We start from the raw sequence: 15227 nt of genomic DNA on the forward strand, positions 1-15227 counted from the left end.
TCTAACCCGCCTTCCCACTCACGACCGGCCGGTGGCGAGCGTCAGCCGAGCTGCAGCTCCGGGGTGTACATCTCGATCCAGTGGTACAGGTCGAGCACCCGGTCCAGGCCGATGCGCATGGCCGGGTCCATGGTCGCCGGGTCCACTTCGGACGCCCGGTGCGCCCAGGCGCGGTCCACCAGGCCGAACACCTCGTGCTTCGGCTCGGCCAGCACCTCCTTGACCTGCTGCTGCAACGCCGCCGCGTAACCCGGGTCCTGCGTCGACGGGTACGGGCTCTTCACCCGCTGGGCCACCGACTCCGGCAGGACGTGCTTGGTCGCGTGCCGCAGGAGGCTCTTCTCGCGGCCGTCGAACGTCTTCAACGACCACGGCGTGTTGTACACGTACTCGACCAGCCGGTGGTCGCAGAACGGCACGCGGACCTCCAGGCCCACCGCCATCGACGCGCGGTCCTTGCGGTCCAGCAGCATCCGCACGAACCGGGTGAGGTGCAGGTTGCAGATGGTCCGCATCCGCGCCTCCTGCGGAGACTCGCCGTCCAGGTGCTCCACCGAAGCGACGGCGGACTGGTACTGGTCCGCGATGTAGGACTCGACGTCCAGGCTCTTCACCAGTTCCGGTGTGTACAGCGACGCCCGCTCGTCCATCATCGACGTCCGGAACGCCAGCCACGGGAACGTGTCCGCGTTGACCGCCTTCTCGTCGTGGAACCAGCGGTAGCCGCCGAACACCTCGTCCGCCGACTCGCCCGACAGGGCCACCGTCGACTGGCCGCGGATCGCCTTGAACAGCAGGTACAGCGACGTGTCCATGTCGCCGAGGCCGGCCGGGATGTCCCGGGCCCGCAGCACGGCCCGCCGGACCTCGGGGTCGGTCAGGTCGCCCGGGTTGAGCATGACGTCCTCGTGCGCGGAGTTCACCAGCTGGGCGACGTCCCGCACGAACGGCGAGTCCGCCGTGTCGCGCATCTCGTCCGGCTTGAAGTTCTCCTCCTGGCCGAAGAAGTCGACGGAGAACGTCCGCAGCTGCTCGCCCTGCTCGGCCAGCCGGGCGGCCGCGAGGCCGGTGACCGCGCTGGAGTCCAGGCCGCCCGACAGCAGCACGCACCGCGGGACGTCGGCGACGAGCTGGCGGTTGACGATGTCGGTCATCAGCTCGCGCACGCGCGCGACCGTGGTCTCCTGGTCGTCGGTGTGCTGCTTCGCGTCCAGCTTCCAGTAGGTGCGGGTCTTGATGCCCTCGCGGGACACGGTGACGATCGTGCCCGGCTGGACCTCTTCCATGTCCTTCCACAGCGACCAGCCCGGCCGCTTGGTGAAGCCGGCCAGCTCGCGGAAGCCGTCGAGGTCGACGACCTTCTTGGCCAGCGGGTTGGCGAGGATGGCCTTCGGCTCGGAGCCGAACAGGACGCCGTCACGGGTCGGGTAGTAGTAGAACGGCTTGATGCCCATCCGGTCGCGGATCATGACGAGCCGGCCGTCGCGCTCGTCCCAGATCGCGAAGGCGTACATGCCGTTGAGGTGGTCGACGACCGCGTCGCCCCACTGCAGGTAGCCGTGCAGCACGACTTCGGTGTCGCTGTCGGTCTCCCACTTGTGGCCGAGCTTGGTCAGCTCTTCCTTGAGCTCGGTGAAGTTGTAGGCCTCACCGCTGTAAACCATCGCCACCGCGCCGTTCGGTGTGGACACCGACATCGGCTGCCGGCCGCCGGGCAGGTCGATGATGGCCAGCCGCCGGTGGCCGAGCGCGACGTGCCGGCGCACCCAGGTGCCCTCGTCGTCCGGGCCGCGGCACGACATGGTCGCGGTCATCGCGTCGACGACTTCCTGGCGGCGGGTGAGGTCGGCCTCGTAGGAAACCCAGCCGGCGATACCGCACATAGCCCCTCCCGGAGATTGCTTAGCTGATACAACTATCGGTAACCCAGGTGTAACACGCCCCGTAGATCTTGTCTGCCCGAATTGCACGTTCCGCACTTGTTCGATCACTCGGTGTGTCACTTGTCACTGGCCGACTACCTGCGGTGAGAACCGGGCAAACGCTTGCGTGACCGCCGCCACCGGCCGTCAAGGCGGCGTAAATGCGCGTCAGGAACGCGTCAAGGCGCCATCAGCCGGCCTCCGGAAGGGCCTCCCAGGACCGCACAGTGACGTCGTCCCCGGTCACCGAACCCGGTGACCCGTCCTGAGAGGTGCCTGTGGCCGACTTGCTCTACGCCGTTCTGCTGATCGGCGTTTTCGTGGTGCTGGCGCTGGTGCTGCGCGGCTTGGAGAAGCTGTGAGCGGCGCCGGAACCCTGGCCAACGTCGTGGGCGGCCTGCTCGCGCTCGGCCTCCTCGTCTACCTGTTCGTCGCGCTGATCAGGCCGGAGAAATTCTGATGTCCGACACCACGGCCGGGCTCATCCAGTTCGGTCTCCTGCTCGCCGCTCTCGCCGCGGTCTACCGGCCGCTCGGCGACTACCTGGCGCGGGTCTTCTCCACCGGGAAGCACCTGAAGCTCGAGAAGGGCCTCTACCGGCTCTTCCGCGTCGACCCCGACGCCGAGCAGCGGTGGCCGACCTACGCCGCGGGCGTGCTCGGCTTCTCGTTCGTCTCGGTTGTCCTGCTCTACCTGTTGCAGCGCCTGCAGCCGCTGCTGCCGTGGAACCTCGGCCGCGGCGCGGTGAGCCCGGGCGTCGCCTTCAACACGGCGATCTCGTTCGTCACCAACACGAACTGGCAGTCCTACGTCCCCGAGACGACGATGGGCCACTTCGTCCAGATGGCCGGCCTGACCGTGCAGAACTTCCTGTCGGCGGCGGTCGGCCTGGCCGTGGCGATCGCGGTGACCCGGGGCTTCGTCCGCGCGAAGACCGACCGGCTCGGCAACTTCTGGGTCGACCTGACCCGCGGCACGGTCCGCGTGCTGCTGCCGATGGCGTTCGTGTTCGCCCTGGTCCTGGTCGCGCTCGGCGTGGTGCAGAGCCTCAAGGCCGGCGTCGCCGTGACGAACCCGGACGGCAGCCACGGCACCCTCGCGCTGGCCCCGGCCGCGAGCCAGGAGGCGATCAAGGAACTGGGCACCAACGGCGGTGGCATCCTCAACGCCAACTCCGCGCACCCCTTCGAGAACCCCAACGCCTGGACGAACCTCGTCGAGCTGTTCCTCATCCTGGTGATCCCGGTCAGCCTGACCCGCGCGTTCGGCACGCTGGTCGGCAACCGCCGCCAGGGGTACGTCCTGCTGAGCGTGATGGGCCTGCTGTGGGCGGCTTCCCTGGCGCTCATCTGGTTCTCCGAGGCCAAGGCGAACAACCCGGCCGCGCTGGCCGCGGGCGCGAGCATGGAAGGCAAGGAACAGCGGTTCGGCATCGGCCTGACGTCGATCTTCGCCGACACCACCACCGGCACGTCGACCGGCGCGGTCAACGGCGCCCACGACAGTCTTTCGGGGCTCGGTGGCGGCGGGCCGCTGCTGAACATGCTCTACGGCGAGATCTCGCCCGGCGGCGTCGGCACCGGCCTCTACGGCATCCTCGTGCTGGCCATCATCGCGATGTTCCTGGCCGGGCTGATGGTCGGGCGCACGCCGGAGTACCTGGGCAAGAAGCTCGGCAAGCGCGAGGTCACCTGCGCCGCGATCGCCATGCTGGCGATGCCGACCGTCGTGCTCCTCGGCTCCGGGATCGCCCTGCTGCTGCCGGGAACCGCGGGCGCGCTCGGCAACTCCGGCGCGCACGGGCTGTCCGAGATCCTCTACGGCTACGCCTCGACCGGCAACAACAACGGCAGCGCGTTCGGCGGCCTGACCGCGACCAGCGACTGGTTCCAGTCCTCGTTCGCCGTCGCGATGGCGTTCGGCCGGTTCGTGCCGATCCTCGCCGTGCTCTGCCTGGCCGGTTCCCTGGCCGCCCAGCGCAAGGTGCCCGAGACCGCGGGCACCCTGCCGACCACCGGGCCGCTGTTCGCCACCCTGCTCACCGGCACGGTGGTGCTCGTCGCGGCCCTCACGTTCATCCCGGCGCTCGCGCTCGGGCCCATCGCGGAGGCACTCGCATGACCGTCACCGAAGAACGACCCCGGGTGACCCCCGCCGAACCCCCGGGCCGGGTCGGCGCCGGCGTCTTCAGCCTGCGCCAGCTCTGGACGTCGCTGCCGGAGGCGTTCCGGAAGCTCAACCCGAAGCACCAGCTCGGCAACCCGGTGATGTTCGTGGTCTGGGTGGGTTCCGCGCTCACCACGGTCTTCGCCGTCACCGACCCGAGCGTGTTCACCATCCTGATCGCCGTCTGGCTGTGGTTCACGGTCCTCTTCGCGAACCTCGCCGAGGCCGTCGCGGAAGGCCGTGGTAAGGCTCAGGCCGAAAGCCTGCGGCGGTCGAAGAAGGAGACCGTCGCCCGCCGGCTCACCGAGTCCGGCTCCGAGGAGCAGGTGCCCGGCGTCGAGCTGCGGGTCGGCGACCTGGTCGTGGTCGAGGCGGGCCAGGTGATCCCGGGCGACGGCGACGTCGTCGAGGGCATCGCGACCGTCGACGAGTCGGCCATCACCGGCGAGTCGGCCCCGGTCATCCGCGAGTCCGGCGGCGACCGATCGGCCGTCACCGGTGGCACGACCGTGCTGAGCGACCGGATCGTCGTGAAGATCACCACCAAGCCCGGTGAGTCCTTTGTGGACCGCATGATTGCTTTGGTGGAAGGCGCTTCCCGGCAGAAGACGCCGAACGAGATCGCCTTGACGATCCTGCTCTCGACGCTGACGATCATCTTCCTGCTCGCCGTCGTCGCGCTGCAGCCGATGGCCCGCTACTCGGGCTCCGAGCAGTCGGTGATCGTGCTGACCGCGCTCCTGGTGTGCCTGATCCCCACGACGATCGGCGCGCTGCTGAGCGCGATCGGCATCGCGGGCATGGACCGCCTGGTGCAGCGCAACGTCCTGGCGACCAGCGGCCGCGCGGTCGAGGCCGCGGGCGACGTCTCGACGCTGCTGCTCGACAAGACCGGCACGATCACCTTCGGCAACCGCCGCGCCACCGAGCTGATCCCGGTCGGCACGTCCACCCCGGACGAGCTCGCGCGGGCCGCCCGATTGGCCAGCCTGGCCGACGAGACCCCCGAGGGCCGCAGCGTCGTCGACCTCACCGAGGACCACGCGGACCGGGACGAGCGGGGCGAGTTCGTCCCCTTCACCGCGCAGACCCGGATGAGCGGCATCGACATCGGCACCCGGCGGATCCGCAAGGGCGCGGCGAGCGCCGTGCGGGCGTGGGTGCGCGACAACGGCGGCGAGTTCCCCGACGAGACCGAGCGGGTCGTCGACGAGATCAGCGCCCAGGGCGGCACGCCGCTGGTCGTCGCCGAGGACACGGTGGTGCGTGGCGTGATCCGGCTGTCCGACGTCGTCAAGCCGGGCATGAAGGAACGCTTCGAAGAGCTGCGCTCGATGGGCATCAAGACGGTGATGATCACCGGCGACAACCCGCTCACCGCCAAGGCCATCGCCGCGGACGCCGGCGTCGACGACTTCCTCGCCGAAGCCAAGCCCGAAGACAAGATGGCGCTCATCAAGCAGGAGCAGGAGGGCGGCCGGCTGGTCGCGATGACCGGCGACGGCACCAACGACGCCCCCGCGCTCGCCCAGGCCGACGTCGGCGTCGCGATGAACACCGGCACCTCGGCCGCCAAGGAAGCCGGGAACATGGTCGACCTCGACAGCGACCCGACCAAGCTGATCGAGATCGTCGAGATCGGCAAGCAGCTGCTGATCACCCGCGGCGCGCTGACCACCTTCAGCGTCGCCAACGACCTGGCCAAGTACTTCGCCATCCTGCCGGCGATGTTCACCGGCATCTACGCCCAGCTCGGCGGCCTGAACATCATGCACCTGGCCACGCCGAAGTCGGCGATCCTGTCGGCGGTCGTCTTCAACGCGCTGATCATCGTCGTGCTGATCCCGCTGGCCCTGCGGGGGGTGCGGTACAAGCCGTCGTCGGCTTCGGCCCTGCTGCGGCGCAACCTGCTCGTCTACGGCCTCGGCGGGATCGTCAGCCCCTTCCTCGGGATCTGGCTGATCGACCTGCTCGTGCGCCTCATCCCAGGAATCGGGTGACTTTCCGTGAACACACTCGTCAAGCAGACCTGGGCCGGGCTGCGCGTCCTGCTCGTCATGACCGTCCTGCTCGGCATCCTCTACCCGCTGGCCGTCTGGGCCATCGCCCGCATCCCCGGCCTGGAGGGCAACGCCGAAGGCTCGATCGTCACGCAGAACGGCCAGGCCGTCGGCTCGTCGCTGATCGGCGTCGACCCGGTGCCCGCCGATCCGGCGCACGACCCGTGGTTCCACAGCCGGCCCTCGGTGGTCACGCCCGAACTGCCGTCCGGTGCGTCCAACAAGGGTCCGTACAACGAGGACCTCGTGAAGACCATCGGCGAGCGCAAGGACGCCGTCGCGAAGCGTGAGGGCGTGTCACCCGCTCAGGTCCCGCCGGACGCGGTGACGGCGTCCGGCTCGGGCCTCGACCCGGCGATCAGCGTCGCCTACGCCGACCTCCAGGCACCCCGGGTCGCGCGGAACACCGGCCTGCCCCTCGACCGGGTGAAGCAGCTGATCGAGCAGAACACGAGCGGCGCCGGGATCGGTGTCCCCGGGGTGGATGTGCTCCCGCTCAACTTGGCCGTGCGCGCGGCGGCCGGAGGGGCACACTGACACCGTGACCACGGAGAACAGGCCGCGCCGGGGAGAGCTGAGGATCTACCTCGGCGCGGCTCCGGGCGTCGGCAAGACCTTCGCCATGCTCGGCGAAGCGCGCCGGCGCCTCGACCGCGGCACCGACGTCGTCATCGGGCTGGTGGAGACGCACGGCCGCGAGAAGACCGCGGCACTGCTCGAGGGCCTCGAAACCGTTCCGCGACGGCACGCCGAGCACCGCGGCCGCGTTTTCGACGAGATGGACGTCGACGCCATCCTCACCCGCGCGCCCGAGGTCGCCGTCATCGACGAACTGGCGCACACCAACGTGCCGGGATCGCGCAACGCCAAGCGCTGGCAGGACGTCGAAGAACTCCTCGACGCGGGCATCGACGTGCTTTCCACGGTCAACGTGCAGCACCTGCAGAGCCTCAACGACGTCGTCGAGCGGATCACCGGCGTCACCCAGCAGGAGACCGTGCCGGACGAGGTCGTCCGCCGCGCCGAACAGCTGGAGCTGGTCGACATCACGCCCGAGGCGCTGCGCCGCCGCCTCGCGCACGGCAACGTCTACCCGGCCGAGCGGATCGACGCCGCGCTCGGCAACTACTTCCGGCCCGGCAACCTCACCGCGCTCCGCGAACTGGCGCTGCTGTGGGTGGCCGACCAGGTCGACGTCGCCCTCCAGCGCTACCGCGCCGAGCAGCGGATCACCGACACGTGGGAGGCGCGCGAACGCGTGGTCGCCTCGATCACCGGCGGCCCGGAGAGCGAGACGCTCATCCGCCGGGCCAGCCGGATCGCCACCCGCGCCGGCGCCGAACTGCAGGTGGTGCACATCCTGCGCGGCGACGGCCTGGCCGGGATCAGCCCGGCCGCGATGGCCCGCTACCGCAAGCTCGCCGAAGAGGTGGGCGCGACGTTCCACACGGTCGTCGGCGACGACGTCCCGGGCGCGCTGCTGGACTTCGCCCGCGGGGTCAACGCGACCCAGCTGGTGCTCGGCACCTCGCGGCGGTCCCGGGTGGCGCGGCTGTTCGACGAGGGCATCGGCGCCGCGGTGGTCCGCCGGTCGGGGCCGATCGACGTGCACATGGTCACCCACTCCGAGGCCGGCGGGCGGCTGCGGACCGGGTTGACCGCGAGCCCGCTGGGGCTCTCGCGGCTGGTCACCGGCTGGGTGCTGGGCATCGTGCTGCCGGTGCTGGTCACCCTCGTCGGCGTCTTCATCCCGAGCGGGCTGGACTTCGCCACCGACGTCATCGCCTACGTCCTCGCCACGGTCGTCGTCGCCCTGGTCGGCGGCCTCGGCCCGGCGCTGGTCGCGGCCGTGCTCGGCGCCGGGCTGCTCAACTTCTTCTTCACGCCGCCGCTGTACACGCTCAACGTGCACACTCCGCAGAACCTGGTGACGCTGATCGCGATGGTCGTGGTCGCGGTGCTGGTCGCGCTGGTCGTCGACCAGGCGGCGCGCCGGGCCGCGCAGGCCGCGCTGGCCCGGACCGAGGCGGCGCTGCTGGCCTCCTACGCCAGGACCGTGCTCACCCACGCGAACCCGATCGAGCGGCTGCTGGCGAAGGTCCGCGAGAACTTCGCGCTGACTTCGGTGACGCTGCTGGAGAAGCAGGACGGGGTGTGGCAGTGCGTGGCGACCGCGGGGGAGCACCCGTGCGCGGACCCGGACGAGGCCGACGTCGACATCGCCGTCACCGCCGACGTGCACCTGACGCTGCGCGGGCGGGCCCTGCCGGCGGCCGACCGGCGGGTCCTCGAAGCCGTGGCCGGGCAGGCGCTCCTGGCCCTGCGCCAGCAGCGGATGGCGGCCGCGGCGGCGCGCGCCGAGCGCAAGGCCGAAGCGACCGAGCTGCGCACGACGCTGCTCTCGGCCGTCGGGCACGACCTGCGGACGCCGCTGACGTCGATCAAGGCGTCGATCGGCAGCCTGCGGGCCGCGGACCTGGATCTGTCCGAAGAGGACACCGCCGAGCTGATGGAGGCCATCGAGCTGTCCGCCGACCGGCTCGCCGGGCTGATCGACAACCTCCTCGACTCCTCGCGCCTGGCCACCGGGGCGGTCCGCCCGCACCTGCGCCCGGTCGGCTACGACGAGGTCGTCGCGCACGCCTTGTCCAATGTGGACAACTCGGACGAGGTCGTGGTCGCGATCGACGACGAGCTCCCGTCGGTGCTGGCCGACCCAGGTCTGCTGGAACGGGTGGTGGCCAACGTCCTGGACAACGCCCTGCGCCACGGCGGCGCCCCGGTGTCGGCCCGGGCCAGCACGCACTCCGGCCAGGTCGAGCTGCGGATCGTCGACCACGGCAAGGGCCTGCGCAAAGGAGCGGCGGATTCGGCGTTCGCGCCGTTCCAGCGGCTCGGCGGCGACCGGGACACGACACCGGGCGTCGGGCTCGGGCTGTCGGTGGCGAAGGGGTTCACCGAGGCGATGGGTGGGACGATCCGCGCCGAGGACACCCCGGGCGGCGGGCTGACGGTCGTGGTGTCGCTGCCCGCGTTCAGTGTGGAGTTCGAAGAGGAGGGGGTGCGATGAGCGACCCGGGGGCCACCGTGCTGGTGGTGGACGACGAGCCGCAGATCGTGCGGGCGCTGCGGATCAATCTGACCGCCCGCGGCTACAAGGTGATCACCGCGCACGACGGCACGGCCGCGTTGAAGGCGGTCGCCGAGACCAAGCCGGACGTGGTCGTGCTGGACCTCGGCCTGCCGGACCTGGACGGCACCGAGGTGATCGCGGGCCTGCGTGGCTGGACGACGGTCCCGATCATCGTGTTGTCCGCCCGCGGCGACTCGGCGGACAAGGTCGAGGCCCTCGACGCCGGCGCCGACGACTACGTGACCAAGCCGTTCGGCATGGACGAGCTGCTGGCCCGCCTGCGCGCGGCGGTCCGCCGGTCCGCGGTGGCGGGCGCGGACGGCGCGGACGCGGTGGTGGACACGGCGTCGTTCAGCGTCGACCTGGCGGCGAAGAAGGTCCGCCGCCACGACGGCGTGGAGGTCCACCTGACGAAGACGGAGTGGGGCGTGCTGGAGCTGCTGGTCCGCAACCGCGGCCGGCTGGTGGCGCAGAAGCAGCTCCTGCACGAGGTGTGGGGCCCGTCGTACGAGACGGAGTCCCACTACCTGCGGGTGTACCTGGCCCAGCTGCGGCGCAAGCTGGAGCGGGAGCCGTCGCGGCCCCGGCACCTGCTCACCGAACCGGGCATGGGGTACCGCTTCGAGGTCTGACCCGGTGGGTATCCCTCCGGCGTGACCGAGGTGACGAAAGGCCGGATGCCGGCCAAGGTGGCGTTGGGGCTGGCGGTGTTGTGGAGCGTGTTCACGGTCGCCGCCGTGGTGCTCGCCCTCGGCTGGGAAGCGACCGGGTGGCGGCAAGCGCTCCGGTTCGTGTGGCCGGCCGGCGGGGTGCTGGCGGCCGCGTTCTACTGGATCCGGTACTTCCGGGTGCGCCGGAGCGGAAGCCCGCCCCGGACTTCCGGAGTCTGAAGCCGGGCCCGGCCGCACTCGCCGGTTCCTTCGCCGACGACCTGCGCCCCAATGTGGCGTTCGGTGCGTCCAGCGCACCCAATGTGGCGTTCGGTGCGTTGGACGCAACCAACGCCACATTGGGGCGCTGGGGGCTAGGCCGGGGTGCTGGTGCCGGTCGTGCTCGACGAGGGGGCGCCGGCCGAGCTGGAGCCGCCACCGCTGGCCGTGGTCGTCGGCGCGGGGTCGCTCGAGGTGGAGGGCGGGGTCGACGAAGTCGTCGTCGATGACGGCAGCGACGGCTTGGTCGACGTCGGGGGAGGCGGCGGGTTGCCGCCCGTGTCGTTGCGCGGCGGCGGGGGCGGCGACGGCTGGGTGACGACCGTGGTGGTCGTCTTGCCGTCCGGGCTCACCGAGACCACGGTCGTCGGCGCGCTCGGGGATGTCGGGCTCGACGTGGTCGGCGCGCCGCTCGAGGACGCGGGGTCGCTCGACGACGGGGTCGCCGGCAGCGTCTGCACGCCGGCCGGGACGGTGCCCTGGCCGCCGGGGCCGCCCGTGCCGCCCGCGGTCGAGGCGGGGGCCGGCCCGGCGAGCTCGGCCACGGCGGCGAACGCGGTCGCGACGACCAGCCCGGCCACCCCGAGCACGACGTACCCGGTGCGGTTCGGTTTGCTGCTCTTGGGCGGCGCGGTGTCGATCCTGGTGATCCGAGAGCTCGAATCCGACCCGGCGGGGCGGGGCATACGGGGCTCCTTGGGGAATTCGGGGAGGCGCGGTGTTTCCGACGGCACGTCGAGGCCGGGAAACGGGCGTGTCGTACCAAGCACAGCCACGGCGGGGGACCGACCTCGGCGGGGAGGTTATCACCGGCGTGCGGGTATTCGCCCAGGTAGTGGCCTTGATCCGTTACTGTGCGCGGTCGGTCGACCCGGAAGGGATGAACAGCGTGAGTGAGGAAGAAACCCACACCCGGCTGACGGCGTGGGTGCGCGGCCGGGTCCAGGGCGTCGGTTTCCGCTGGTGGACGCGCAGCCGGGCGCTGGAACTCGGGCTCGTCGGGAGCGCCGGCAATCTGGCCGACGGGCGTGTCGAGGTGATAGCGGAGGGTAGTCGTGCCCACTGTCAGCGGCTGTTGGCAGCGTTACGGTCGGGAGAATCACCCGGAAGTGTGGAGCACGTCGCCGAGCGCTGGTCTGACCCGAAAGGGGGACTCAGCGGGTTCGTCGAGCGGTAGGCCGTCCGGGGCCGGTGTGGCTCGTGGTGTTGCTGAGGCCGCCGGGGGTGTGCTAGGCGCGCCGAGGAGGGGGCGCGTCCGGCGGACCCCGGAGGCCCCCAGGTAGCCTGGGACGATTGAACCGCCCGTACCCGCGGCCAGAGGGGTCAGCAGCACGTGCACCTGAAAAGCCTGACGCTCAAGGGCTTCAAGTCCTTCGCCTCGGCCACCACGCTGCGCTTCGAGCCGGGTATCACCTGCGTGGTCGGGCCGAACGGCTCGGGCAAGTCCAACGTGCTCGACGCGCTGCGCTGGGTCATGGGCACCCAGGGCGCCAAGGACCTGCGCGGCGGCAAGATGGAAGACGTCATCTTCGCCGGCACCGCGGGCCGCGCCCCGCTCGGCCGCGCCGAGGTCACCCTCACCATCGACAACGCCGACGGCGCGCTCCCGATCGAGTACTCCGAGGTCTCGATCACCCGCCGGATGTTCCGCGACGGCGCGAGCGAGTACGAGATCAACGGCGACCGCTGCCGCCTGATGGACGTCCAGGAACTGCTGTCGGACTCCGGTATCGGCCGCGAAATGCACGTCATCGTCGGGCAGGGCCAGCTCTCGGCGATCCTCGAGTCCAAGCCCGAAGAGCGCCGCGCCTTCATCGAAGAGGCCGCCGGCGTCCTCAAGCACCGCAAGCGCAAGGAACAGACCCTGCGCAAGCTGGCCAACATGCAGGGCAACCTCGACCGCCTCGGCGACCTGACGACCGAACTGCGCCGCCAGCTCAAGCCCCTGGGCAAGCAGGCCGAGATCGCCCGCAAGGCCCAGTCGGTGCAGTCCGAGCTGCGTGACTCCCGCCTGCGCCTGCTCGCCGACGACCTGGTCACCCAGCGGGAGGCCATCGCGCGCGAAGAGGCCGACGAGAAGACGGCCCGCGCGCGCCGCGCCGAGGTCGAGCAGACCCTCGAGATCGTTTCCGCCGAAGAAGCCGAGCTGGAAGCCTCGCTCGCCGAGGACGCGCCGCTCCTGCAGACCGCCCAGGAGACCTGGTACAAGCTGTCCGCGCTGGCCGAGCGGCTGCGCGGCACCGTCCGGCTCGCCATCGAGCGCCAGCGCCACCTCTCCGCCGACGTCGCGGCGAACACCGGCGGCCGCGACCCCGAAGAGCTCCTCGAAGAGGCCGAGCGCGTCGCCGAGCAGGAAGAAGAGCTCAACGAGGCCGTCATGGAGGCCCGGGAGCTGCTCGCCCAGACCGTGCTGCGCCGCGAGGACCTCGAACAGCGCGTCCAGGCCGCCGAGCGGGCGCACTGGGCCGCCGTCCGCGCCATCGCCGACCGCCGCGAGGGCATGGCCAAGCTGACCGGCCAGGTCGAGGCGCTGCGCAGCAAGAACGGCGCCACGACCGACGAGATCGACCGGCTCAGCGTCTCCATCGAGGAAGCCGCCGAGCGCGCCGAGATCGCCGTCGAAGAGCTGGAGCTGGCCAAGGCCGAGGGCGGCGCGGAGGAATCCGACGACGCCGGCCTGATGGATCGGCACGACCGCGCGGTCGAGGCGAACAACGCGGCCAAGGCGCGCGTCGAAGAGCTGGTCAAGGCCGAACGCGCCGCCGAGCGCGAGATCGCCTCGGAGAAGGCGCGTGTCGAGGCGCTGTCCATGGGCCTGCGGCGCAAGGACGGCGCGGGCGCGCTGCTCGGCGCGTCCCACGAGCTGCCGGGCCTGCTCGGCTCGGTCGCCGCGCTGCTGACCGTCGAGCCCGGGCACGAAGTCGCGCTCGCCGCGGCGCTCGGCCCGGTCGCCGACGCGATCGCCGTCGCGGGCGGCGAAGACGCCCTGCGCGCGCTGAAGTACTTGAAGGAGACGGACTCCGGCCGCGCGGGCATCCTGCTCGGCGGTCCCGAGTCCACTGTGGACACCTATTCGTGGCCGTCGCTGCCGGAAGGCGCGCGCTGGGCTCGTGAGGTCGTCACGGCGCCCGCGCCGCTGCGGCCCGCCGTCGAGCAGGCCCTCGACAAGCTGGCCATCGTCCGCGACCTCGACGCGGCCCGGCACCTGGTCGCGGTGCACCCCGAGGTGCGCGCGGTCACCGCCGAGGGCGACGTCTTCGGCGCCCGCTGGGCGATCGGTGGCTCCGGCAAGCGCGAGAGCGTGATCGAGGTCCAGGCCGCCGTCGACGAAGCGGGGGAGCGGCTGCGCCTGGCCGAACGCTCGCTGGAGCGGTACGCGGCCGAGCTGGAAGGCGCCCGTGCCGAGCAGCAGGCGCGTCGCGAAGAGGTCTCCCAGGCTAAGGACGCCCTCGGTGACGCGAAGGTCCGGAAGGCGCGCTCTTCGGAACGGCTCAACCGGCTGCAGCAGGCCGCCCGCCAGGCGCAGGCCGAGGTCGAACGGCTGTCCGGGCAGCGCGCGAAGGTCGAGCAGAGCCGCGTCCAGGCGCTGGCCCAGCTCGCCGAGCTGGAGGAACGGCTCGCCGCCGTCGCCGAGCAGCCCGTCGAGGACGACCCGGACACCGCCGAGCGCGACCAGGCCGTCGAAGAACTGGCCGTCGTGCGGCAGGAGGAGATGGAGGCGCGGCTCGCGCAGCGCACCTCCGAAGAGCGTGCCCGCAGCATCGCCGGCAAGGCCGAAGGCCTCCGCCGCGCCGCGCACGCCGAGCAGCAGGCCCGCGAACGCGCCGAACGCGCCGCCGCGGCCCGCAAATGCGGCGCCGAGATCGCCAACGCCGTCGTCAACGCCGGCGAGATCGCGCTGGAGCGCATCGAGCACTCGGTGCAGCGCGCCGCCACCGAACGCGACCAGGTCCAGGCCCGCCGCCAGAGCCGCGAGCAGGCGCTGACCGGGGTCCGCGCGAAGGTCCGCGAGCTGACCGGCGAGCTGGAGAAGCTGACCGACGCCGTCCACCGCGACGAGGTCCTGCGCGCCGAGCAGCGGCTGCGGTTGGAGACCCTCGAAGCCAAGATCGCCGAAGACTTCGGCATGGGCTTGGAGGACCTCGTCCGCGAGTACGGCCCGGACGTCCCGGTCCCGCCGAGCGCGGGCGAGATGGCCGAGTACGAGGCGGCCAAGGACCGCGGCGAGGACGTCACCCCGCCGCCGCCGATGCCCTACGACCGCGACACCCAGGCCCGCCGCGCCAAGCGCGCCGAGAAGGACCTTTCGCTGCTGGGCAAGGTCAACCCGCTCGCCCTCGAGGAGTTCGCGGCGCTGGAGGAGCGGTACAAGTTCCTCTCCACGCAGTTGGAGGACCTCAAGGACACCCGCAAGGACCTCGAAGCCGTCATCAAGCAGGTCGACGAGAAGATCCTCGAGGTCTTCGCCTCCGCGTACGCGGACGTGGCCCGCGAGTTCGAGACGGTGTTCGGCGTGCTCTTCCCAGGCGGCGAGGGCCGGATGGTCCTCACCGAGCCGGACGACCTGCTGGCCACCGGCGTCGACGTCGAAGCGCGCCCGCCGGGCAAGAAGGTCAAGCGGCTGTCGCTGCTGTCCGGTGGCGAGAAGTCGCTGGTCGCGGTGGGCATGCTGGTGGCGATCTTCCGCGCCCGGCCCTCGCCCTTCTACGTCATGGACGAGGTCGAGGCCGCGCTCGACGACACCAACATGCGCCGGCTGATCGGGCTGCTGGAGCAGCTGCGCGACTCGTCGCAGCTGATCATCATCACCCACCAGAAGCCGACCATGGAGATCGCCGACGCCCTCTACGGCGTCAGCATGCAGGGCGACGGCATCACGAAGGTGATCTCGCAGCGCCTGCGCTCGACCGAGGAAGAGCCGGTTCCGGTCAGCTGATCTCCTAGGCTACGGAAAAGCGCCCCAATGTGGCGTTCGGTGCGTCCAACGCACCGAACGCCACATTGGGTGCGCTGGACG

The 15227-nt window shown here is 71.2% G+C and carries 11 protein-coding genes; 9 read left to right on the forward strand and 2 right to left on the reverse strand.

The window, feature by feature from the left end:
• Positions 1–41: 41 nt before the first annotated feature.
• The gene (gene asnB / locus ACWEF6_RS24415) at positions 42–1883 is read right to left on the reverse strand and encodes an asparagine synthase (glutamine-hydrolyzing) (RefSeq protein WP_449685069.1); all 1842 of its coding nucleotides are present in this window, start codon (positions 1881–1883) and stop codon (positions 42–44) included.
• A gap of 397 nt (positions 1884–2280) precedes the next feature.
• Here asnB and kdpF point away from each other — a divergent pair, with 397 nt between their 5' ends.
• Genes kdpF through ACWEF6_RS24450 form a run of 7 tightly spaced genes read left to right on the forward strand, consistent with a single transcriptional unit; the run spans position 2281 to position 10171 of the window.
• Positions 2281–2382, forward strand: a complete 102-nt coding sequence (gene kdpF, locus ACWEF6_RS24420) for a K(+)-transporting ATPase subunit F (RefSeq protein ID WP_191310381.1) — start codon at positions 2281–2283, stop codon at positions 2380–2382.
• Positions 2382–4043, forward strand: a complete 1662-nt coding sequence (gene kdpA / locus ACWEF6_RS24425; protein ID WP_449685070.1) for a potassium-transporting ATPase subunit KdpA — start codon at positions 2382–2384, stop codon at positions 4041–4043. Before kdpF ends, kdpA begins: the two co-directional genes overlap by 1 nt.
• Positions 4040–6088 (forward strand): potassium-transporting ATPase subunit KdpB, encoded by a 2049-nt coding sequence (gene kdpB / locus ACWEF6_RS24430; RefSeq protein ID WP_449685071.1) that lies wholly within the window; start codon positions 4040–4042, stop codon positions 6086–6088. Before kdpA ends, kdpB begins: the two co-directional genes overlap by 4 nt.
• A gap of 6 nt (positions 6089–6094) precedes the next feature.
• A complete protein-coding gene (locus tag ACWEF6_RS24435) occupies positions 6095–6685 on the forward strand; it encodes a potassium-transporting ATPase subunit C (protein WP_449685072.1) in 591 nt (196 codons plus the stop codon).
• 4 nt (positions 6686–6689) lie between these two features.
• Positions 6690–9218: a DUF4118 domain-containing protein gene (locus tag ACWEF6_RS24440; RefSeq protein ID WP_449685073.1), complete on the forward strand. Its 2529-nt coding sequence runs from the start codon at positions 6690–6692 to the stop codon at positions 9216–9218.
• Positions 9215–9913 (forward strand): response regulator, encoded by a 699-nt coding sequence (locus tag ACWEF6_RS24445; RefSeq protein ID WP_086837952.1) that lies wholly within the window; start codon positions 9215–9217, stop codon positions 9911–9913. The genes ACWEF6_RS24440 and ACWEF6_RS24445 overlap by 4 nt, the downstream gene beginning before the upstream one ends.
• Positions 9914–9934: 21 nt before the next feature.
• Entirely contained in the window at positions 9935–10171 is a 237-nt protein-coding gene (locus ACWEF6_RS24450; protein ID WP_449685074.1) for a hypothetical protein, read from the forward strand.
• Between the two features lie 134 nt (positions 10172–10305).
• Here ACWEF6_RS24450 and ACWEF6_RS24455 read toward each other — a convergent pair whose 3' ends face one another.
• The gene (locus ACWEF6_RS24455) at positions 10306–10896 is read right to left on the reverse strand and encodes a hypothetical protein (protein ID WP_449685075.1); all 591 of its coding nucleotides are present in this window, start codon (positions 10894–10896) and stop codon (positions 10306–10308) included.
• Positions 10897–11090: 194 nt separating this feature from the next.
• On the opposite strand from ACWEF6_RS24455, the gene ACWEF6_RS24460 reads away from it, so the two are divergent.
• Positions 11091–11387 carry an acylphosphatase gene (locus ACWEF6_RS24460; protein ID WP_449685081.1) on the forward strand — a complete coding sequence of 99 codons (297 nt, stop codon included), beginning with the start codon at positions 11091–11093 and terminating at the stop codon, positions 11385–11387.
• 156 nt (positions 11388–11543) lie between these two features.
• Positions 11544–15146 carry a chromosome segregation protein SMC gene (gene smc, locus ACWEF6_RS24465; protein ID WP_449685076.1) on the forward strand — a complete coding sequence of 1201 codons (3603 nt, stop codon included), beginning with the start codon at positions 11544–11546 and terminating at the stop codon, positions 15144–15146.
• The last annotated feature ends 81 nt before the right edge of the window (positions 15147–15227 follow it).

It is taken from the genome of Amycolatopsis sp. NPDC004772 (assembly GCF_053601215.1).

Excerpts from the sequence above, each read along its gene's own strand:
- asnB (WP_449685069.1), bottom strand. The coding sequence starts at position 1,883 with ATGTGCGGTATCGCCGGCTGGGTTTCCTACGAGGCCGACCTCACCCGC.
- kdpA (WP_449685070.1), top strand. The coding sequence starts at position 2,382 with ATGTCCGACACCACGGCCGGGCTCATCCAGTTCGGTCTCCTGCTCGCC.
- kdpB (WP_449685071.1), top strand. The coding sequence starts at position 4,040 with ATGACCGTCACCGAAGAACGACCCCGGGTGACCCCCGCCGAACCCCCG.
- ACWEF6_RS24445 (WP_086837952.1), top strand. The coding sequence starts at position 9,215 with ATGAGCGACCCGGGGGCCACCGTGCTGGTGGTGGACGACGAGCCGCAG.
- ACWEF6_RS24455 (WP_449685075.1), bottom strand. The coding sequence starts at position 10,896 with ATGCCCCGCCCCGCCGGGTCGGATTCGAGCTCTCGGATCACCAGGATC.
- ACWEF6_RS24460 (WP_449685081.1), top strand. The coding sequence starts at position 11,091 with ATGAACAGCGTGAGTGAGGAAGAAACCCACACCCGGCTGACGGCGTGG.